The sequence below is a fragment of the Methylorubrum thiocyanatum genome (assembly GCA_014138645.1).
In the GTDB taxonomy this organism is placed as follows: Bacteria; Pseudomonadota; Alphaproteobacteria; order Rhizobiales; family Beijerinckiaceae; genus Methylobacterium; species Methylobacterium thiocyanatum.
Map to the genome: position 1 here is coordinate 185,342 of JACJIB010000004.1, position 20,620 is coordinate 205,961.

Consider the following 20,620-nt stretch of genomic DNA (forward strand, 5'->3'; position numbering starts at 1 on the left):
GCACTCGCATGGCCTCTTGCCATTCGGTGCCACCGGGCTGAGCCTGCTTGCCGGGAGGAGAGCGCATGGACGAGCCCGGACTGACGCGGGCCTGCACGATGGGCCCGATTGTGGCGGCGGTCGAGGCGGCCGGCGGCTCCATCGCACGCGTGTTCCGCCGGGCCGGCATGCCCCTCGCCCTGATGGACGCACCCGACCGTCTCATCCTGCTCCGCGATCAGCTCCGCCTCGTGGATGGCGCAGTGCGCGAGAGCGGCGACCCGGCCCTGCCGGCGCGTCTCGCGGTCGCCACCGGAATCGGCGGGCTCGGTCCCATTGGCCGGCACGTGCGGGCCTGCGCAACCCTCGGCGATGCGCTGGCGCAGGTCGAGGCTGTCACGCCGGCGCTCCTCCAGACGGCGACCTGGACAGGGCTGTGCCGACAGGGCGAGGACGCCGTCTACGGTTACGCCGTCACCGAGCGGATCGAGGCCGGGCGGCAAACCAACGAGATGCTGGCGCTCGGCTATCTGCTCGGCACCGTGCGCCACTTCCTCGGGCCGCGTTGGCGGCCACGGCGGGCAGTGCTGACCGGCGCGATCCTACCCGACCGGAGCGAGGCCGAGCGGATCTTCGACTGCGACCTGGGTCTCGGCCCGCGTGCCGGCCTGCACTTCGACGCCGCACTGCTGGCGACGCCGAACCCGGCTCCCGACCGGCTCCTCGGAGCGGCACCTCCGCCGCCCAACGCTGGCTTGACGGCCTGCGTCGCCGGCTTGATCGAACTCGCGCTTCTCGAGGGCCGCCCCTCGATCGACGGAGTCGCCCGCCGGCTCGGCCTGTCGCGCCGCAGTCTGCAACGCCGGCTGGAGGCGGAGGGCACGGGCTTCGCACCGATCCTCCAAGGCGTCTTGCGGGCGCAGGCCGAGACACTGCTGGCAGGAGGTACGACGCCCATCGGACGGATCGCCCTCGATCTCGGCTACGCCGACGCGGCCCACTTCACCCGCGCCTTCCTCGGCTGGACAGGGTTGGCCCCACGGACATGGCGCCACCTGCATGCCACAAGTCCAAGTTTCGAAAGGACAGGTCCTTTCGCGGGTCCAGGGCGGAGCCCTGGAAAAATGCCGGGGCGCCGCCCCGGCGCCCCGCCAAAGGGATGATCCCTTTGGGATCCCGTGACGTTCAGCGGTAGGCGGTCATCCAGCCGAGGCCCGCTTCGGTGTCGGACGCGGGCAGGTATTCGCAGCCGATGAAGCCGGCATAGCCAAGGCGGTCGAGGACCGTGAACGCGGCGGAGAAATCGATGCGGCCGGTGCCGGGCTCGTGGCGGCCGGGGCTGTCGGCGATCTGGACATGGGCGATGCGGGCGCGGTGGGCTTCGAGGCTGCCTGCGAGATCCTCGCCCATCCGCGCCATGTGGTAGAGATCGGCCTGGATGAACAGGTTGTCGGATCCCACCGCCTCGATCACCGCCGCGGCGTCCGAGAGACGGTTCAGGACGAAGCCCGGCATGTCGCGGTCGTTGATCGGCTCGATCAGAAGACGGATGCCCGCCCGGCCCAGCGCCTCGGCGGCGTAGGCGAGGTTCTCGGTGAGCGTCGCGCGAAGGCGGGCCGGCTCGACCTCCGGCGGCGCGAGGCCGGCGAGGCAATTGAGCTGGCGGCATCCGAGCGCGCCCGCATAATCGATCGCCCGGGCGACGCCCTCGCGGAATTCGGCCTCACGGCCGGGCAGGGCGGCGATGCCGCGCTCGCCCGCGGCCCAGTCGCCGGGGGGCAGGTTGTGCAGCACCAGCGGCAGGCCGGTTTCGGTGAGGCGCGCGGCCAGCACCGCTTTCGCCTCGGCATAGGGAAACTGCATCTCCACCGCCGTGAACCCGGCGGCGTGGGCTGCCGCGAAGCGGTCCTGGAGCGGCACCTCGGTGAACAGCAGGCTCAGATTGGCGGCGAAGCGAGGCATGGTTCGGCCGTTCGATCGTGCAAAATGCATTCAAAAATGACAGAAGGAGCGAAGCTCAAACGCTGTCCACCGCCGGCTCGCCGGGAACCGGGGCGGCGGCCTCGCGATCAGCGGCGGCTCTGCGCTTGTTGCGCAGGTGGCGGAACAGGATATCGCTGAGTTCCGATCCCGCCCGGCGGCGCAGGGCGTCGAGGATCTCCTCGTGCTCGCGCATCGCCTCGCCCCAGCGGTCGCGGTTGGCATCGAGATTGGCCGAGTAGCGGGCGCGCCGCAGCCGCCCGGCGAAGCTGGCATAGGTGGCGCTCAGCGGCCCGTTCTCGGCGGCCTGGACGATCCGGTCGTGGATCGCCTGATTGCAGGCGAAGTAGCCGTGCAGGTCGCGCCGCAGGTAGTGACCGTACATCTCGTGATGCAGACGTTCGATCTCGGCATAGGCCGCCTCCGTGATGCGCTCGCAGGCGAGGCGGCCGGCGAGCGCCTCGAGCCCACCCATCACGTCGAACAGTTCGATGATCTCTCCCTCGCCGATCCGGCGCACCCGCGCGCCGCGGTTCGGCAGCAGATCGATCAGCCCCTCGGAGGCCAGCACCTTCAGCGCCTCCCGCAAGGGGGTGCGCGAGATGCCGAAGCGCTCGCACAGGAGCCGCTCCGGCACGCGGGCGCCCGGGGCGAGATTGCCCTCGACGATGAACTCGCGCAGCCGCGCCAGCACCTCGTCGTGAAGCGAATGAACGAGGTTTTCCCGCGACTTGGCCTGAGGTTCGGCCGGGAGCGTGCCAGGGATTCTGGCAGGGATCTCGGCAGAGAGCTGGGCGGGGAGGGGACCCGGGCCGTCCGCGCCCTCCGATTCGCGTTCGGCGCGTGTCATGGCGGAAGTCATGGCGGATTGGTAGCAGCGGGCTCGATCGCCGTCGATGGGATGAATGAAGGCATGATACTTCTTGTCTCAGCTCGAAATGAATGCAAACCTGTGGGATGAAACGACCGGACGCGCCGTGAAGCGCCCGGCATCCGGCCCGACGGGAGGGACCATGACGAGCCGCACCGGACGACACTTCCTGCACATTCCGGGCCCGAGCCCGGTGCCGGAGCGCGTGCTGCGCGCCATGGACCGGCAGGTGATCGACCATCGCGGGCCGGAATTCGGCGTGCTCGGCCGCGAGGTGCTGGAGGGCTGCCGCACGATCTTCCGCACCAAGGGGCCGGTGGTGATCTATCCGGGCTCGGGCACGGGGGCCTGGGAGGCGACCATCGTCAACACGCTCTCCTCGGGCGACCGTGTCCTGATGTTCGAAACCGGCCATTTCGCCACCCTGTGGCGGCAGATGGCGGCGCGCTGGGGGATCGAGGTCGAGTTCGTGCCCGGCGACTGGCGCCACGGCGTCGATCCGGCCGTGGTCGAGGCGCGGCTCGCCGAGGATCGCGGCCACGCGTTCAAGGCGGTGATGGTGGTCCACAACGAGACCTCCACCGGCGTCACGAGCCGCATCCCGGCGATCCGCAAGGCGATCGATGCGGCCGGGCACCCGGCGCTGCTGCTGGTCGACACCATCTCCTCGCTCGGCTCGGTCGATTACCGCCACGACGAGTGGGGCGTCGACGTCACCGTCAGCGGCTCGCAGAAGGGCCTGATGCTGCCGCCGGGCCTCGGCTTCACCGCGATCTCGGACAAGGCGCGGGCGGCGGGCCGCTCGAACAACCTTCCCCGGTCCTACTGGGACTGGGAGGAGATGCTGAAGCCCAACGCCAACGGCTACTTCCCCTACACGCCGGCCACCAACCTGCTCTACGGCCTGCGCGAGGCGGTGGCGATGCTGCTGGAGGAGGGCCTCGACAACGTCTTCGCCCGCCACCAGCGGCTGGCCGCCGCGACCCGCGCCGCGGTCGAGGCCTGGGGGCTCGAAGTGCTGTGCCGGAACCCGGACGAGTACTCGCCGGTGCTCACCGCGGTGATGATGCCCGACGGCCATGGCGCGGACGCCTTCCGCGCCCTGGTGCTGGACAAGTTCGACATGTCGCTCGGCGCCGGCCTGTCGAAGCTTGCCGACAAGATCTTCCGCATCGGCCATCTCGGCGAGACCAACGACCTGACCCTGATGGGCGCCCTGTCCGGCGTCGAAATGGGCTTGGCCGCGGCCGGCGTGCCGCACCAACGCGGCGGCGTGCTCGCCGCGATGGCGAGCCTGCGCTCCGGCCTGGACGGCTGATCCGTCTTCACGACGCCCACCGACGCCTGCGCCTCGGGCAATCCGCACGTCAGATGCGGGGCCTGGGGCGGTCGCTCATAAAAACTGGAGGAAGCCCCGATGATCACGATCCCACGCCGTGTGACGGCGCCGGGCATGGTGCTGTTCCTGCTCTGCCTGATGTACTTCATCACCTATGTCGACCGGGTCAACGTCGGCACCGCCGGCCCGGCGATCAAGGGTGAACTCGGACTCAGCAACACCGAACTCGGCCTCGTCTTCTCGGCCTTCGCCTACCCCTACGCGGTGTTCCAGATCATCGGCGGCGCCATGGCCGACAAGTGGGGCGCCCGGCGCACCCTGCTCATCTGCGGCCTGATCTGGGCGGCGGCGACGGTGGCCACCGGCTTCGTCGGCGGCGTGGTCTCGCTGTTCCTCGCCCGCTTCGCCCTGGGCTTCGGCGAGGGCGCGACCTTCCCCACCGCGACGCGGGCGATGCAGTCCTGGGTGGCCAAGGACCAGCGCGGCTTCGCGCAGGGCATCACCCACTCGTTCGCCCGCTTCGGCAACGCGGTGACGCCGCCGCTGGTGGTGCTGATGATGGCCTATGTCGGCTGGCGCGGCGCCTTCGTCATCCTCGGCATCGTCAGCTTCGCCTGGGTGCTGGTCTGGGCGTTCTACTACCGGGACGATCCGCGCGAGCATAAGGGCATCACCGGCGAGGATCTGGAGCGGCTGGCGATCCGCGACCGCACGGCCAAGCCCGCAGCCAAGCCCCCCGTGCCGTGGCGCCGGCTCGTGCCGCGCATGGCCCCCGTGACGCTGACCTATTTCTGCTACGGCTGGTCGCTGTGGCTCTACCTCAACTGGCTGCCCTCGTTCTTCAAGGACGGCTACGGCCTCGACATCAAGAACTCGGCCCTGTTCGCCTCGGGCGTGTTCTTCGCGGGCGTCGTCGGCGACACGCTGGGCGGCGTGGTCTCCGACCGGATCCTGAAGAAGACCGGCGACCTGCAGAAGGCGCGCCGCAACGTGATCTGCCTCGGCATGCTGGGTGCGGCCGCCTGCCTCGCGGGTGTGTTCTTCACCAAGGAGTTGACCCTGGTGGCGCTGCTGCTCAGCGGCGGATTCTTCTTCCTCGAACTGGTGATCGGACCGATCTGGTCGGTGCCGATGGACATCGCCCCGCAATATGCCGGCACGGCGAGCGGGCTGATGAATTTCGGCTCGGCCTTCGCGGCCATCGTCTCGCCGCTCACCTTCGGCCTGATCGTGGACCTGACCGGCAACTGGATCCTGCCCTTCGCCGGCTCGATCGGCCTCCTGCTCCTCGGCGCGGGGCTCGCCTTCACCATGCATCCGGAGCGGCCGTTCGAGGACGAGCCCACGCCCCTGACGCCACGGGTGGTACCGGCGGAGTAGGGAACCGGCCCGCCGCCGCGGCGGCGGGCCTTCCTGTCAGGACGAGGGGAAGCGGCGCTGGAGGTCCGCCAGAACCGCGACCGCCTCGCTCGAAATGCCCGTTTCCCGCACCGCCTCGAGGCTGCGGTCCTCAGGACCCGACGCGACCGCTCCCGACGCGACCGCCGGCTCGAACTGGCGGCGGTGGGCCTGATCGAGGATCTCGGCGATTCGGTCGCCGACCGCCAGGGCGATGGCGGTCGAATCCGGCCCTTCCGAGCGATGGGCGTGCATGCGCTGGAGCGCGTCGGCGATCTGCCGCTCGAAGGCCTGGAACAGCGCCTCGGCGGCCTGCGGGTTCATCCGCATCAGGGCGCCCGCGGCCGCGCAATAGGTCTCCTTGAGCATGTAGAGGGTCAGGCGGTCGATGGCCTGTTCGTCGTCGTCCCCCGGCTTCGCCATGCGCCCTGTGTCCTGCCGACTCTGGTCCACTGCCCCATCCCCCCGCAAGAACCGGAGGGGCAGGCGGTCGTCCCTCTCCTTAAAGGATGACGAGCCGTCTGCCAGGGGTCCGGTAAGCCCAGGCGCGCCTCGCCCGGGCGAAGCGGGACGCGTTCAGCCCGAGGGCGGGGTCAGGATCACCTTGCCCTCGAACGGGTTGCTCCGGCTGTTGGCGCCGGTGCAGGCGAAGGTCTTCTCGCCGGCCGCGACGGTACGCAGGCGCAGCTGGCCGCGGCCCTCCCGCTTGACCGTGTAGCCCTTCTCGCTCGCCACGTGGACGAGATCGCCGTCCGCGTGCAGGACCCGGCCGTTCTCGAACTGGCCCGGCATGGTGATCGTCACCGGCTGGTCGGCCCGGCTCACCACGTTGAGTGCCACGTTGGTGTCGGCCGGCAGACGCAGTTCCGCCGGCTGGCAGACGGGATGGCCGTCGCGCATCTCGACGGTCAGCTCGACCGGCGGCATCACATCGCTGGCCGGCGGCGGCAGCGGTTTTCCCTCCGCCCGGGCCGCAGCCGGCAGGGCGAGGCCGACGGCGGCGGCGAGCAGGGCGGCCGGAATTCGGAGGCGGTTCGGGTGTCGGGGCATGCGCGGATCCTTCGCGGTGGGTCCACGGCACCCCCTTGGATGAACGGGCCGCCTTCCGGCGAAGTCACCGCCGCGGACGGCCGTGCGAGGGCGCCGGCTCGCGGTGTGAAGAGGGTGGATGCCGGCCCTGTTCCGGACCGCGACGCCCCGCCGCGTGAATTGCGCACAATGCATAGGCATATGGGCGTTCATGCCGTATCACGCCGTTGTGACGCGAAGCGTGACGGATGTTCCGGCATACGCCCACCCTTCGAGCCCCAGCCACCCCTTCATCGGCTCAGCGGATACAAGGATCGATGCCCGGTCAGGAGTACGGACCACAGGATCGCGGCGTCGGGCGTGCGCATCCTTCGACGGCGCCGCGTCGGAAGGGCGGCCTCGACGATGATCTCGGTCTCGCGCAGGAGGCGCACACCCTGATCTCGCTGTTCCTGGATATCGAGGATCCGGAGGCCCGCCGCCGCTGCATCGCGTTCGTGCGGCGCGAGGCCCACGGCCCGGCCGAAGCGGACACGGTATCGGCGAGCACCTGAACCGAAGGCCGATCCCGCCGTCGCGCGGCGATCGAGCCGGATCGCGCGGCGGGCGTCCCCGCCGTCCGAGCGGGACGGCGGGGGGATGTCGTTCGCACGACCGAGCCGATACGCAACGTGGCTCCCTCGTAGAATGACCGCGACCGGTTAGCCGACGGTCAATGCCGCGAACCGGCCGCGTGCCGGAACGGGACCGGATCACGCGTCCGGCGCGGCGGGTGGGGGAGCAGGCGCGAAGACGAGGCGCTGGTAGACGAGGCCGATGCCGATCAGGCAGGCGCCGAGCCCGAGGAAGGACAGCGCCCGCAGCGGCCCCTCCAGCCCCGAGAGGTCGAGCAGGAACACCTTGAGCGTCGCCAGCCCCACCAGCACGGCGGAGACGAGCCGTGCCGTCGCCGAGCCGCGCAGGATGCCGTAGCCGAGGGCGGCGAGCCCGAGGCCGAGCCATGCCGCCGAGTAGGCGTACCATTCGGCCTGCCCCGTCTCGCGATCGAGGCCGAGCCGCGCGCCCTGGAAGCCGTGCCGCACCGCGAGGCACAGGGCGAGGAAGCTCAGGCCGAGCCCGAGGCCGCCCGCCATCCGCACGAACCAGAGGGGCCGCACGCCTCGCGCCGCCCGTGCCAGGGCGAAGGCCGCCGCCGCCGGCAGGGCGTAGGCGAGCACGGCGTCGTTCAGGACGAGCCCGCCCGCGACCGGCTCGTCGGTCAGGAACGGGTTGGCGGCAAGCCCGAGGCCGAGCGCCCCCTGGATCAGGGCGAGGCAGGCGAAGGCGAGACCGCCGAAGCGGATCACCGGCGAGGACGAGGAACCGGCGACCCGCGTCAGCACCAGGGAGAAGCCGAGGGAGGCCAGCGTCGTCAGCCCCTGCTCCAGCACGCTGGTGCCCGAGGCGGACAGGTCGCCGTTATGGAGCGCGTGGCGGATTTCGAGAAAGACGAACAGGCCCGAGAGCAGGAGGCTCAGGGCCTGCGCCACCTGCTCCGGAATGTCCGCCCGGCGCTCGGGCAGGCGGATGGCCCGGGCGGCGAGGCCGAAGCCCAGGGCCGGCAAGCCATAGGCGAGCACGAGCCCGTTGAGGATGAGCCGGCTCGACAGATCCTCCCGGACCAGGGCCGGGTTCCAGGCGAGCCGTGCGGCGACGACGACCGCGAGGCCGGCCACGCACCAGCGCAGGGCCGGGATGTCGAGGCGCCGGGCGATCAGGGCGGTGGCGAGCGCCGCTCCGGCCAGAGCCGGCGTCAGCGTGCCGCCCGAGAGGGCGAAGACGAGGCCGAGGCACAGACTGGCCACCGCCGCCGCGGCAAAGGCGCCGAGCCCCAGCGTCAGGGCGGGGGAGGGGGTCTCGCTGCCATGGCGTCGGCACAGGGCCGCGAGCCCGCAGAAGCCGGCGGCCAGGGCTCCGGCTGCGACGGCGAAGTCCGGCGCCACCGCGCCGCCCGCGACCCGCAGATCGGTGAGGGCGAGGGCCGCGAGGGGGGCCGCCGCCGCGCCGGCGGCGAAGCTCAGCGCCGTGGCGTAGGGCAGCCGGCTGCCGCCCAGGAGCCGCAGGGCGCCGAGAGCGGTGACCGCGAGCGAACCGGCTGCGGCCAGCGCAATCAGCAAGCCGGGGTTCTCGACCCCGTACCAGAGCAGGAACGAGGGCGCGTTCGCGGGATCGGATGCCCCCGGCCAGAGCACGAGGGCGCCGGCCAGCGTCAGGGCGGCAACGGCGCTGCCGGCCGCGGCGGGCGCGGCGACGAAGCCGGCCAGGGCGGGCAGCACGGTCGCGGCCAGGGCGGCGGCGGCCCAGCTCAGGGCGTCGCCGTCGGACGCCGTTCCTCCCAGCACCGCCAGCGCCACACCGGCCGCGAGCGCGAGGGCGAGGGCGGCGAAGCGGTCGAGCCGCGCCTGCCCGTCGGGTACGCCGCGCCCCGGCAGCACGGCGAGAACGAGCACCGCCAGCGCCTGCTGCAGCACGAGGTGAGCGTGTACGGCCACGCTCTCCCCGGGCAGGATCGTGAGGAACAGGGCCCAGGCCGCCGCACCGACGCCGCCCGCCACCGCGAGCGGGCGCCAGCCCTTCAGCCAGGCGAAGGCGTAGGCGCTGCCCGCCACCACCGGCAGGTAGAGGGCGAGCGGCCACAGGCTCGCCCCTCCGCCCCCGACGAGAAGCGGCGTGGCGAGCGCCCCGACGAGGCCGATGCCCGCAAGCGCCGGCCCATGCAGCAGGGCCGCAACCATGGCGGCGAGGCCCGTCGCCGCCAGTCCGGCGAAGGCGAGCCCCGGTCCGATGAAGCCGTAGAGGGCCTGCGCGGCGTAGATCGTCCCGAACAGGCCGACCGTGCCGGCGGCGGTGACCATGGCCGGAACGTCGGGCCAGGCCGGGGGAACCGGCGCCGCGCCGCGCAGGCGCCGTCTCAGGACCTCGCCGAGCCCGGCAAGGCCGAATGCGAGGGCGAAGCCCCCGGCGATCCGCACACCCGGCCCGAACAGTCCGCGCTCGGCCGAGTAGCGCACGAGCAGCGCCGCCCCGAAGGCCAGGGCGAGGCCGCCGACCCACACCGTCCAGCGGGTGCCGAAGCGCTCCTCGATCGAGGGCGGGGAAGGTAAGGGCGAGGAGGGTCGAGAGGGCCCGGCCGGCTGCTGCGGCGCCACGGCCGGAACCGCGCCGCGCGGCGGCGCAGCGCCGGGGGAGGAAGCGGGAACGGGGGAGGGGACGAGCGGCGTCGATTCGGGCACCGGCTCCGGGCGGGGCGGCTCCGGTGCGGGCGGTGGGGCGGACGCGGCGACCGGGCCGGCACCGGCGATCGGGCGCGCCTCCACCAGGGCGAGGCGCCGCTCCAGCACGTGGAGGCGGTGCCGCTGCCGCAGCGCCAGAATCAGGCCCGCCGGACCGGACAGGGCAAGCGCCAGCGCGATCAGCACCGCACTCAGGAAAAGACCATCGTCCATAGGCCGGCCGTCCGCTTCGGGAGCGGCGAAGCTAGCCTCGCTTCCGGCCCTGTCGGGGTGCGGGGGCTCACACGCTCGTGAATCGTGGCGGCACGGATCCTATGGATCGCGCGATCTTGCAAATACTTGGCTGTTGCGCCGTCCCCGGCGAACGCCGCCTGCGCGCCGCCTCAGCGGACAAACGCAAGATGAAGACGGCAGCCTTCGCGCTCGACGACGGCGCAAGGACAATCGATCTTCAGACAGGCGATGGATAACCGCACAGAATCAGGAACGAAAACATCGGGACCTACTTCGACTTCGACTCCATCGGGTGTCTCGTCCCAAATGAGGCATCCAATATCGCCACGGCTCCCGGAAGATGAAATCAGTCCTACTTTGAAAGCGTCCTGCCGAAATAAGTCACGGTAACCTTCCAACATCGGTTAACTCCGCGCTTGCCTCAGATCCGCAGCCTAACTTTACGGTTAACAGGCCCTGAAATCACGCGGAAAATGGTGATGTACGCTGTAAAAAACCTGTTGCGCGGCGCGCGAGTTCATGGAAGCCAAAACGAGAGCTCTTCTTCGTTCTTCGGCTAAGTGCCTCTCATCCGAGACTTTTAGTCCCGCAGCGGCCCAAGCGGCGGCCGAATCGGCGGATGGCCCGGGACGGCCGGAATCGCCCGGCCTCGCGCCCCGGCCCGGTGCCCGGGCGGTCCACGGGCTTGCACCGTCCACGCCAATCGGGTGGCGCAGGCGCGCGGCGACTTGACCCGCCTCGACGGGAGCCTCACCATCCAGTCTACGCGCGTAGACAAGGTATAAGAGGCGTGGCGACAGGCCGGTTGGCGAGCATCCCGTTCTTCAAGGAACCGGGTGTCGATCTCTCCCCATTCGAGACGCGCTGCCACTGGCGGCGCTTCGACGAGAACGAGACCCTCGTCGATTACGACGACATCTCGACCGACGTGTACTTCCTCGCCATGGGCGAAGTGCGCATCCTCAACCGGTCCCAGTCCGGCAAGGAGGTGATCCTCGGCGAGATGCGCACCGGCGCCTTCTTCGGCGAGCTGGCGGCACTCGACGGCATCGGCCGCTCGGCCAACGTCACGGCGCTCACCCGCGGCGAGGTCTGCGTCGTGCCCGCCCCGGTCTTCCGGCAGATCGTGTTCGCCTCGGAAGCGATCGCCGACCGGCTGTTCCGCCTGCTCGCCAAGCGCGTGCGCGAGCTGAACACCCGGCTGATGGAACACGCCCTGCTCGATCTGCGCCACCGGCTCTACGCCGAACTCCTGCGCCTGTCCGTGCCGCGGGCCGGGCAGGACGGGGAGCGGGTGGTGACACCGCCGCCCTATCACCACGTGCTCGCCGCCCGCATCGGCTGCCGCCGGGAGCAGGTGACCCGCGAGTTCACGGTGATGGCGGGCGAAGGGCTGATCGACCGCACCCGCGGCGCCCTCGTCATCCGCCGCCCCGACCTGCTGGAAGCGCGGGTTCAGGAGGCGCTGCGAGAGGACGCGTGAGTCGCCCCGCAGCGGATTCCACCCAGATCATCTCCCCTAGAACACGTCGCGCAGATCCGTCGCGACGCCGGTCCGAAGATCGATCGTGCACGCGAACACCGTCCATCCGGAACAGGGGCTCCGCCTGGAGCGGGTCACCAAGCGCTTCTCCGCGCACACGGCCGTCGATGCCGTCTCCCTCGATCTCGCGGGCGGCGAGTTCTTCTGCCTGCTCGGGCCGTCCGGTTGCGGCAAGAGCACCCTGCTGCGGATGGTGGCCGGGTTCGAGACACCGGATTCCGGCACGATCCGGCTCGGCGACACCGACCTGACCGCGCTGCCGCCGCATCGGCGGCCGGTCAACATGATGTTCCAGTCCTACGCCCTGTTCCCGCATATGAGCGTGGCCGCCAACCTCGCCTACGGGCTCAAGGGCCTGGGTCTGAGCCGGGCGCAGAGCGCCGAGCGGGTGAAGGCGCTACTGCGGCTCGTGCGCCTCGAAGGCTTCGAGGCGCGCCGCCCCGACAAGCTCTCCGGCGGCCAGCGCCAGCGCGTGGCGCTGGCCCGGGCGCTGGCCCGCGAGCCGCGCCTCCTCCTCCTCGACGAGCCCCTCGGGGCGCTGGACCGGGCCCTGCGCGAGGAGACCCAAGGCGAGTTGCGGGCCATCCAGCGGCGGCTCGGCACGAGCTTCGTCGTCGTCACCCACGACGCCGCGGAGGCGATGGCGCTCGCCGATCGGATCGGCGTGATGGAGCGCGGGCGCCTCGTGCAGGTGGGGCCGCCCCGCGACCTCTACGAGCGCCCGGCGAGCCGCTACGTCGCCGGGCTGCTCGGCGACGTGAACCTGATCGACGGCCGCCTCGGGCGGGCGGAGCCCGGCGACCTGCGCAGCGTCGAGACGGCCCTGGGCTTCCTGCGCGCGAGGGGGGAGGGCGCGGCGGGCAACCCGGTCGTGGTCGCGGTGCGCCCCGAGCGGCTGATCGTGAGCGGGGCCGGGGCGGGGCTGCCCGGAACGCTGGCCGAGGCGACGTTCCTCGGCGACCGCATCCGCTACCGCGTCGAGATGGCCAACGGCTCGGTCCTGCGCGCCTCCGCGCCCCTGCCGGCGGCCGGGCCCGCCTTGTCCGTGGGGCAGGGCGTCACCGTCGCGGTGCCGCCGGAATCCGCCCGGATCCTGCCGGCATGAGCGGCCAAGCGTGGTCCCCTGCGCGCGCCCCTTCGCAGCGCCTGTCCCAGCGCCTGGGCCGCGGCCTCGTGCGCGGCCTGCCGCTGCTGTGGCTCGCGCTGTTCTTCCTCGTGCCCTTCGCGGTGACGCTGAAGATCAGCTTCTCCTCGCCGGCCACCGCCCAGCCGCCCTACCTGCCGGTGCTCGAATGGGATGGCGGCCTGGAGGGCTGGCGCGAATTCTTCGAGGCGCTCGACTTCCAGAACTACCAGATGATCGCGGCCGACGCGCTCTACCGCGACGCCGCCCTGTCCTCGCTGAGCTACGCCGCGCTCGCCACCGCGATCCTCGTCCTGATCGGGACGCCGACCGCCTATGCCATGGCCCGCGCCTCGGCGCGCTGGCAGCCGATCCTGGTGGCGCTCGTCATCGTGCCGTTCTGGACGAGCTTTCTCATCCGCGTCTACGCCTGGATCGCGATCCTGAAACCCGAGGGGCTGCTCAACGCGGGCCTCCTGAAGCTCGGGCTGATCGCCGCGCCGTTGCCGATCCTCGACAGCCCCTGCGGCGTGCTGATCGGGCTCACCTACGCCTACCTGCCCTTCATGGTGCTGCCGCTCTACGCGGTGATGAGCCGGCTCGACCCGTCGCTGACGGAAGCCGCGGCCGATCTCGGCGCGTCGCGGGCGCGGGCCTTCTTCACGATCACCCTGCCGCTGAGCCTGCCCGGCCTCGCCGCAGGGGCGTTGCTCTGCTTCATCCCGATGGTCGGCGAGTTCATCATCCCCGACCTGCTGGGCGGCTCGGACACGCTGATGCTCGGGCGCGTGCTGTGGAGCGAGTTCTTCTCCAACCGCGACTGGCCGCTCGCCTCGGCCGTGGCGGTGCTGCTGCTGATTCTCGTCGTCGGCCCCGTGGTGCTGTTCCGCGAGGCGGAGCTGCGCCGCGAGGAGGCCACGCGATGAGTCTCTTCGCCCGCATCGCGCTGAGTCTGGCGCTGGCCTTCCTCTATGTGCCGATCGCGGTCCTGGTCGTCTATTCCTTCAACGCCTCGAAGCTCGTGACCGTCTGGGGCGGGTTCTCCACCCAGTGGTACGGGGTGCTGTTCCGGGACGGCCCGCTGATCGCCGCAGCGCTCGTCTCGCTCAAGGTCGCCGCGCTCTCGGCCACCATCGCCGGTGTGCTCGGCACCTGCGCGGCGCTGGCGCTCGACCGGCACGGGCGCTTCCGCGGGCGCGGCGCCTATACCGGGCTGCTCTACGCGCCGATGGTGATGCCGGAAGTCATCACCGGCCTGTCGCTGCTGCTGCTCTTCGTCGGCATCGGGCTGGACCGGGGTATCGCGACCCTCGTCATCGCACACGCGACCTTCGCCACGGGCTTCGTCGCGGTGGTGGTGGGCGCCCGCCTGAAGGGGCTCGACCGTTCCCTGGAGGAGGCCGCCGCCGATCTCGGCGCGGCGCCGGCCCGCGTGTTCTTCGGCATCACCCTGCCGCTGATCGCGCCCTCGGTCGCGGCCGGATTCCTCCTCGCTTTCACCCTGTCGCTCGACGACCTCGTGATCGCGAGCTTCGTCTCCGGCCCCGGCGCCACGACCCTGCCGATGCGGATCTACAGCCAGGTCCGCCTCGGGGTGAATCCGGAGATCAACGCCGCCTCGACCCTGCTGATCGCCGCCGTCGGCCTCGTGGTGCTGACCGCCTCCTGGCTGACGGGGCGAAAAGGGGCGGCGGTCTAGCCGTGGTCGCGCCCCGCTCCCCAGTGTGCTAGCCCCGCCCGATGTCGAGCGATGCGCCCCGGGGCGTCTTCATCACCTTCGAGGGCGGGGAGGGGGCGGGCAAGTCCACCCAGATCGCGCGCCTCGCCGCGACCCTGCGCGACGAGGGAGGCGGGCGCGAAGGAGGCGGGCGCGAGGTCGTGACCACCCGCGAGCCCGGCGGCACGCCCCGCGCCGAGGCGCTGCGCGCGGCTCTGCTGCGGGGCGTGGCCAAGCCCTACGGGCCTTTCGCCGAGGCGCTGATGTTCGCCGCCGCCCGCATCGATCACATCGAGAATCGGATCCGGCCGGCGCTCGCCCGCGGCGCGATCGTGCTGTGCGACCGCTTCTCCGATTCGACCCGCGCCTATCAGGGCGCGGCCGGGGGCCTGGAACCGGAGTTGATCGCGAGCCTGGAGCGGGTGACGCTCGGGGATCTGCGCCCCGACCTCACCCTGATCCTCGACCTGCCGCCCGAGGCCGGGCTCGCCCGGGCGCAAAGCCGCGGCGGGGGCGAACCCGCCGACCGCTTCGAGGCGGAGGGCATGCGGTTCCATCAGCGCCTGCGGGCCGCCTTCCGCGCCATCGCCGAGGCCGAGCCGGAGCGCTGCCGGATCATCGACGCGGATCTCGGCCCCGATGCGGTGGAAGCCGCCATCCGCGCGGCCGTCGCGGCATGGCGGCCGGATCTTCTGTCTGCGGCGGCGGGGGAGGGCCACGACCATGCCGCCTGATCCCGCCCGCGCCGCCCGCGAGGTCGCGCGCACCGAGGCCGAGGCGGGCGATCTCGGCCATGTGCCGCGCCCGCGCGAGCAGACCCGCCTCCTCGGCCAGTCGCACGCCGAGACCGCCTTCGCCGCCGCGCTCGCCTCCGGGCGGCTCCATCACGCGTGGCTGATCGGCGGTCCCCAGGGCATCGGCAAGGCGACGCTGGCCTACCGGGTGGCCCGTCGGCTCGTGGCCGATCCGCGCACGCTCCCCTCCCCCGATTCTCTCGACGTGCCCGAGGATCACCCGGCATCGCGGCAGGTGGCGGCGCTGTCGCATCCGAACCTCATAGCGCTCCGCCGCGTCCAGGCGCCGGGCGCCAAGACGCTGCCGACCCGTATCTCGGTCGATGCCGCCCGCGAGGCGCTCGCCCTGTTCGGGACCACCGCGGGTGGGGAGGGGGGCTGGCGCGTCTGCATCGTCGACAGCGCCGAGGATCTCAACGCCAACAGCGCCAACGCGCTGCTGAAGATGATCGAGGAGCCGCCGCCGCGGGCGATCTTCCTCATCGTCTCCCACGCGCCGGGCCGCCTGCTGCCGACGATCCGCTCCCGCTGCCGTGCTCTGGCGCTGCGCCCGCTTGCCGCCTCCGACGTGCGCGCGATCATCGAAGCCTTTCCGCCGCCCTTCGTCCGGCCCGACGCGGCGGCGCTGGAGCGGGCCTGTGCGCTCAGCGAGGGCTCCGTCGCCCGCGCGGTGGCGCTGCTCGACCCCGCCACCGCCGCCGTCGAGGCGGAGGTCTCGGCGCTCCTCGCCGACCTGCCCGAGCCCGATGGACGGCGCGTGCTCAAGCTCGCGGAAACGCTGGCCGGGCGCGACGCCGAGAAGCTGCTGGCCACTGCCCTCGATGCGATCCAGCGCCACGTCGCCGCCGAGATCGACCGGCGACAGGGGGAAGGCCCGGCCCGATTGCTGGCCCTGGTGGAAGCGGCCGAGCGCATCGCCGCCGCGGCCCGCGAGGCCGCGATCTACAACCTCGACCGCCGCCCGCTGGTGCTTGCCGCCTTCCGGGACCTGGCGGAGGCGGCCGGGACAAGCTCGCCGTAGCGGGCTCGGGCGAGGGACGGCTCGGAAGGAGAGCCGGCCGCCCGACGAGCGTCAGACGAGCGCGCCGATGAGGGTGACGGCGCCGATCAGGGCCACGCACGCGCCGAGCTGCACGGCGCGGAAGACTTCCGGCAGCATCCGGCGGTTGTCGTTGGCAGCCTTGGGACGCGACCGCATGAAGTAGCGATCAAGATCCGGCTCCGGCAGCTCGATCCACTGCTCAGAAGACTCGCGAGCCTTGGCAACGGACATCGGAAGACTTTCCTTGAAGTGGCGGGCATCCGCAGCGAAAGCTTGGCATCGATGCCGAAGCCTTGGCCTTCACTCGCGGCGCGACGAGGAAGGATTAATCAGATCACCGTTCCCGTGTCCATGCAAAATAGAGCTTATTGCCACATTGATTGGAACCATATTGCATTTAAGTCGGGTCTCAGGGCCTATCCCCGCTTGCGCATGCGTCCAGCGAATGACTGGCATCTGGCACGTGGTATACCAAAGCGGGCTGCGTGATGGCACATACGCTGCAACGCAACACACCGCACGGGACGCCCATCATGATCTCTCTGGTTCTCGCCGCCGTCATCGCTGCCGGTGCCATCAACATCGCTCTGGTCGCCTTCCTGGCCGACCGCCTGGGCCCGAAGACCGGCACGCTGTCCGCCGGTGAGTTCGCGGCCGTTGCCGACGCGACGCCCGCGACCCGCGGCGCCGTCCGGGTCGGCAACGAGAACGCCTCGGTTCTGGCCGCCCGCCGCGCCGCCTGAGCGCCCTGCGCACCACGCGCACGCTGTCCGATGAAAGGCCCTGCCAGCTCCTGGCAGGGCCTTTTCGCGTTCGGGGCCGACGTCTGGCGACCGGCTTGCGACCGACTTGCCGGTGCCCCGTGCGGGTATCCCTCGCGCCCGTGGTCCGGTTGCGTCGCGGGACGTTGCGCGCCACAAGGCATGTCCGAGTGCCTCGCAAGCCTCCCGATCACGCACGGCGCCCGTTCCGGCCGCGACGGCGTGGCGGGCGTTCGATGAGAGCATTCAGTCCGACCGACCCATCGCATCCGGGACATCTTCTGACGTGAGCGCGAGCGAGAAGGCGAACGAGCCCTTCCTCATCACCACGGCGATCTCCTACCCCAACGGCGCGCCGCATATCGGCCACGCCTACGAGGTGATCGCCACCGACGCCATCGCCCGCTTCCACCGCCTCGACGGGCGCGAGGTGCTGTTCACCACCGGCACCGACGAGCACGGCCTCAAGATCCAGCAGACGGCGGCCAAGGCCGGGGTGACGCCGCGCGCCTTCGTCGACGACATGGCCGGGCGCTTCAAGGCGGTGGCCGACCGGCTCGACTGCGCCTACGACCGCTTCATCCGCACCACGGAGCCCGACCATTACGCTGCGGCGCAGGAGCTGTGGCGGCGCATGGAGGCCAACGGCGACATCTACCTCGCCAAGTATGCCGGCTGGTACTCGGTGCGCGACGAGGCCTATTACGACGAGGCCGAGACCGTGCTCGCGCCCGACGGCAGCCGCCGCTCGGCCAAGACCGACACGCCGGTCGAGTGGATGGAGGAGGAGAACTACCTCTTCCGCCTGTCCAAGTACCAGGAACCCCTGCTCAAGCTCTACGCGGAGCAGCCGGACTTCCTGGCGCCCGAGACGCGGATGAACGAGGTCGCGAGCTTCGTGCGCTCCGGCCTCAAGGATCTCTCGATCAGCCGCACCACCTTCGACTGGGGCGTGCCGGTGCCCGACCGGCCGGGCCACGTCATGTATGTCTGGGTCGATGCGCTCACCAACTACCTGACCGTGACGGGCTTTCCCGATGCGGGGGCGCCCAACGCCCGGTTCTGGCCGGCGTCGCTCCACATCATCGGCAAGGACATCGTCCGCTTCCACGCGGTCTACTGGCCGGCCTTCCTGATGTCGGCGGGGCTGCCGCTGCCCAAGCGCGTGTTCGGCCACGGCTTCTTCCTGAGCCGCGGCGAGAAGATGTCGAAGTCGCTCGGCAACGTGGTCGATCCGCTCGATCTCGTCGGCACCTACGGCGTCGATCCGGTGCGCTACTTCCTCCTGCGCGAGGCGCCCTTCGGCGGCGACGGCAATTACGACCACGAGGCGATCATCAACCGCATCAACGCGGACCTCGCCAACGATCTCGGCAATCTCGCCCAGCGCTCGCTGTCGATGATCGCCAAGAACTGCGACGGCGCCGTGCCCGAGCCGGGTGACTTCACCGAGGCCGACGCACGCCTGCTCGCCGCCGCCGCCGCGCTGCCGGAGAAGGCGAGGGGGCTGATGCAGAACCTCGCCCTGCACGCGATCCTGGCCGAGATCTGGGCCGTGGTCGGCGAGGCCAACCGCTACTTCGCCTCCGAGGAGCCGTGGAAGCTGCGCAAGAGCGATCCGGCGCGGATGAACACGGTGCTCTACGTCACGGTCGAGACCCTGCGCCGGGTCGGCCTGATGGTGCAGCCCTTCGTGCCGACGGCGGGCGCCGCGCTGCTCGACCTGCTCGCCGTGCCGGTGGACCGGCGCAGCTTCGCCTTTGCCGGCGAGGACCACCGCCTGCAGGGCGGCACGGCGCTGCCCGCCCCGGCCCCGATCTTCCCCCGCTTCGAGCGGCCGGAGGCGACGGCCTGACGGCTGCCGCCCCGGCTCCCTCCCCCCGCTTGACCGCCTCGAAGAGACCATGCTGGTCGACAGCCACTGCCACCTCGACTTCCCGGACTTCGCGCAGGACATCCCGGGCGTCATCGCCCGCGCCCGGGATGCGGGCGTGACGCGCCTGCTCACCATCTCCACCCGCGTCGCCAAGGCCGACAGCTACCGCGCGCTCGCCGAGGCGCATGAGGCGGTCTGGTACACGGTGGGCACCCACCCGCACGGCGCCGCCGAGGAGCCGGACGTGCCCGCCGACACGATCGCTGCGCTCGCCGGCACACCGCGCTGCGTCGGCATCGGCGAGGCGGGGCTCGACTACCATTACGAGGACGCCGCGCCGGAGGCGGTGCAGGAGCGGGTGCTGCGCGCGCATATCGAGGCCGCCCGTCTCTCGGACCTGCCGCTGGTGATCCATTCCCGCGACGCCGACGCGCATATGGAAGCGGTGCTCACCGACGAGATGGCGCGACGCCCGTTCAAGGCGGTGCTGCACTGCTTCTCGTCCGGCGCGCGGCTCGCCGAAGTCGGGGTCGAACTCGGCCTGTCGGTCTCGTTCTCCGGCATCGTCACCTTCCGCCGCTCGGACGCCCTGCGCGACATCGCCCGCAGCGTGCCCCTCGACCGCATCCTGGTCGAGACCGACGCGCCGTTCCTCGCGCCCGAGCCGCACCGGGGGAAGCGCTGCGAGCCGGCCTACACCGCCGACACCGCCCGGGTGCTGGCCAAGGCGCTCGGCCTGCCCTTCGAGGATTTTTCCGCACGCACGACGGCGAACTTCTACCGGCTGTTCTCGAAGGCCGCCGCGATCGAGGGAATCGCCGCATGAGAATGGGGGAGGGCGCATGCCGAGCCTGAGCCTGCGCATCCTCGGCTGCGGCTCCTCCGGCGGCGTGCCGCGGGTCGGCTACGGCTGGGGCGCTTGCGACCCGGCCGAGCCGCGCAACCGCCGCCGCCGCTGCTCGCTCCTGGTGGAGCGGCGGGATGGGGGAGGGGGCGCCACCACGGTGCTGGTGGACACCTCGCCCGACCTGCGCGAGCAGCTCATCGATGCCGGCGTCACCCGCCTCGACGCCCTGCTCTACACCCACGCCCATGCCGACCACACCCACGGCATCGACGACGTGCGCCCCCTCGTGATCCACATGCACCGGCGCATCCCGGTCCATGCCGATCCCCTCACCCGCACGATGCTGATCAAGCGCTTCGGCTACGCCTTCGAGACGCCGCCGGGCAGCGCCTACCCGCCGATCCTCGACCTGCACGAGATGCGGGAGGGCGAGGTGCTGTCCATCGACGGCGCGGGCGGCCCGGTCGCCGCGGAAGCCTTCCGCATGGAGCACGGCAACGAGATCGCCCACGGCTTCCGCTTCGGCCCCGCCGCCTACGCGCCGGACGTGAGCCTGATGCCCGAGGCGGCCAAGGCCCGCCTGCACGGCCTCGACCTTCTCATCATCGATGCGCTGCGCGAGACCCCTCACCCGTCGCACTACTCGGTCTCGGATGCGCTCGCCCTGATCGAGGAGGTGGCGCCGCGCCGCGCCATCCTGACGAACCTCCACACCGACCTCGACTACGCGACGCTCGCCGGAAAGCTGCCGCCGGGCGTGGTGCCGGCCTATGACGGGCTGACGGCGACGGTCGATCTCTGACCTCGCTCTCCCG

General features: G+C 71.5%; 20 protein-coding genes. 14 read left to right on the forward strand and 6 right to left on the reverse strand.

Annotated elements, in window-relative coordinates; genetic code table 11:
- Positions 1-65: 65 nt before the first annotated feature.
- Complete coding sequence (locus HNR51_RS12120; RefSeq protein ID WP_141953642.1) at positions 66-1,142, forward strand: AraC family transcriptional regulator; 1,077 nt, start codon at positions 66-68, stop codon at positions 1,140-1,142.
- Between the two features lie 22 nt (positions 1,143-1,164).
- Here HNR51_RS12120 and hyi read toward each other — a convergent pair whose 3' ends face one another.
- Positions 1,165-1,941 (reverse strand): hydroxypyruvate isomerase, encoded by a 777-nt coding sequence (gene hyi / locus HNR51_RS12125; protein WP_141953640.1) that lies wholly within the window; start codon positions 1,939-1,941, stop codon positions 1,165-1,167.
- A 55-nt stretch (positions 1,942-1,996) separates the two neighbouring features.
- Positions 1,997-2,809, reverse strand: a complete 813-nt coding sequence (locus HNR51_RS12130; protein ID WP_141953638.1) for a GntR family transcriptional regulator — start codon at positions 2,807-2,809, stop codon at positions 1,997-1,999.
- Positions 2,810-2,972: 163 nt separating this feature from the next.
- On the opposite strand from HNR51_RS12130, the gene HNR51_RS12135 reads away from it, so the two are divergent.
- Positions 2,973-4,148 carry a pyridoxal-phosphate-dependent aminotransferase family protein gene (locus HNR51_RS12135; RefSeq protein ID WP_012456411.1) on the forward strand — a complete coding sequence of 392 codons (1,176 nt, stop codon included), beginning with the start codon at positions 2,973-2,975 and terminating at the stop codon, positions 4,146-4,148.
- 99 nt (positions 4,149-4,247) lie between these two features.
- The gene (locus HNR51_RS12140; protein ID WP_012456410.1) at positions 4,248-5,549 is read left to right on the forward strand and encodes an MFS transporter; all 1,302 of its coding nucleotides are present in this window, start codon (positions 4,248-4,250) and stop codon (positions 5,547-5,549) included.
- 36 nt (positions 5,550-5,585) lie between these two features.
- On the opposite strand, the gene HNR51_RS12145 is transcribed toward HNR51_RS12140, so the two are convergent.
- Both HNR51_RS12145 and HNR51_RS12150 read right to left on the reverse strand, forming a co-directional pair.
- A complete protein-coding gene (locus HNR51_RS12145; protein WP_012456409.1) occupies positions 5,586-5,990 on the reverse strand; it encodes a hypothetical protein in 405 nt (134 codons plus the stop codon).
- Positions 5,991-6,143: 153 nt separating this feature from the next.
- The gene (locus HNR51_RS12150; protein ID WP_182555102.1) at positions 6,144-6,617 is read right to left on the reverse strand and encodes an anaerobic typically selenocysteine-containing protein; all 474 of its coding nucleotides are present in this window, start codon (positions 6,615-6,617) and stop codon (positions 6,144-6,146) included.
- Positions 6,618-6,913: 296 nt separating this feature from the next.
- Here HNR51_RS12150 and HNR51_RS12155 point away from each other — a divergent pair, with 296 nt between their 5' ends.
- Positions 6,914-7,150, forward strand: a complete 237-nt coding sequence (locus HNR51_RS12155) for a hypothetical protein (protein WP_012456407.1) — start codon at positions 6,914-6,916, stop codon at positions 7,148-7,150.
- Between the two features lie 198 nt (positions 7,151-7,348).
- Here the strand turns inward: HNR51_RS12155 and HNR51_RS12160 are convergent, their stop codons facing one another.
- Positions 7,349-10,081 (reverse strand): DUF2339 domain-containing protein, encoded by a 2,733-nt coding sequence (locus tag HNR51_RS12160; RefSeq protein ID WP_182555103.1) that lies wholly within the window; start codon positions 10,079-10,081, stop codon positions 7,349-7,351.
- 811 nt (positions 10,082-10,892) lie between these two features.
- Between HNR51_RS12160 and HNR51_RS12165 the strand changes: the two genes are divergently transcribed.
- From HNR51_RS12165 to HNR51_RS12190, 6 genes are all read left to right on the forward strand, one after another.
- A complete protein-coding gene (locus tag HNR51_RS12165; protein WP_012456405.1) occupies positions 10,893-11,585 on the forward strand; it encodes a Crp/Fnr family transcriptional regulator in 693 nt (230 codons plus the stop codon).
- A gap of 85 nt (positions 11,586-11,670) precedes the next feature.
- On the forward strand, positions 11,671-12,750 hold the full coding sequence (locus HNR51_RS12170) for an ABC transporter ATP-binding protein (RefSeq protein ID WP_182555104.1): 1,080 nt from the start codon (positions 11,671-11,673) through the stop codon (positions 12,748-12,750).
- Positions 12,747-13,694: an ABC transporter permease gene (locus HNR51_RS12175; RefSeq protein WP_182555105.1), complete on the forward strand. Its 948-nt coding sequence runs from the start codon at positions 12,747-12,749 to the stop codon at positions 13,692-13,694. The genes HNR51_RS12170 and HNR51_RS12175 overlap by 4 nt, the downstream gene beginning before the upstream one ends.
- Positions 13,691-14,467 carry an ABC transporter permease subunit gene (locus HNR51_RS12180; protein ID WP_012456402.1) on the forward strand — a complete coding sequence of 259 codons (777 nt, stop codon included), beginning with the start codon at positions 13,691-13,693 and terminating at the stop codon, positions 14,465-14,467. The genes HNR51_RS12175 and HNR51_RS12180 overlap by 4 nt, the downstream gene beginning before the upstream one ends.
- A 41-nt stretch (positions 14,468-14,508) precedes the next feature.
- On the forward strand, positions 14,509-15,219 hold the full coding sequence (gene tmk / locus HNR51_RS12185; protein WP_182555106.1) for a dTMP kinase: 711 nt from the start codon (positions 14,509-14,511) through the stop codon (positions 15,217-15,219).
- A complete protein-coding gene (locus HNR51_RS12190; RefSeq protein WP_182555107.1) occupies positions 15,209-16,300 on the forward strand; it encodes a DNA polymerase III subunit delta' in 1,092 nt (363 codons plus the stop codon). Before tmk ends, HNR51_RS12190 begins: the two co-directional genes overlap by 11 nt.
- 51 nt (positions 16,301-16,351) lie before the next feature.
- Here the strand turns inward: HNR51_RS12190 and HNR51_RS12195 are convergent, their stop codons facing one another.
- Positions 16,352-16,552 (reverse strand): hypothetical protein, encoded by a 201-nt coding sequence (locus HNR51_RS12195; RefSeq protein ID WP_012456399.1) that lies wholly within the window; start codon positions 16,550-16,552, stop codon positions 16,352-16,354.
- Between the two features lie 302 nt (positions 16,553-16,854).
- On the opposite strand from HNR51_RS12195, the gene HNR51_RS12200 reads away from it, so the two are divergent.
- The 4 genes from HNR51_RS12200 (at position 16,855) to HNR51_RS12215 (ending at position 20,607) form a co-directional block, all read left to right on the forward strand.
- Positions 16,855-17,064, forward strand: a complete 210-nt coding sequence (locus HNR51_RS12200) for a hypothetical protein (RefSeq protein ID WP_141953626.1) — start codon at positions 16,855-16,857, stop codon at positions 17,062-17,064.
- 304 nt (positions 17,065-17,368) lie between these two features.
- Positions 17,369-18,937: a methionine--tRNA ligase gene (gene metG, locus HNR51_RS12205; RefSeq protein WP_012456397.1), complete on the forward strand. Its 1,569-nt coding sequence runs from the start codon at positions 17,369-17,371 to the stop codon at positions 18,935-18,937.
- 49 nt (positions 18,938-18,986) lie between these two features.
- On the forward strand, positions 18,987-19,784 hold the full coding sequence (locus tag HNR51_RS12210; RefSeq protein WP_141953622.1) for a TatD family hydrolase: 798 nt from the start codon (positions 18,987-18,989) through the stop codon (positions 19,782-19,784).
- Positions 19,785-19,800: 16 nt separating this feature from the next.
- On the forward strand, positions 19,801-20,607 hold the full coding sequence (locus HNR51_RS12215; protein ID WP_182555108.1) for an MBL fold metallo-hydrolase: 807 nt from the start codon (positions 19,801-19,803) through the stop codon (positions 20,605-20,607).
- The last annotated feature ends 13 nt before the right edge of the window (positions 20,608-20,620 follow it).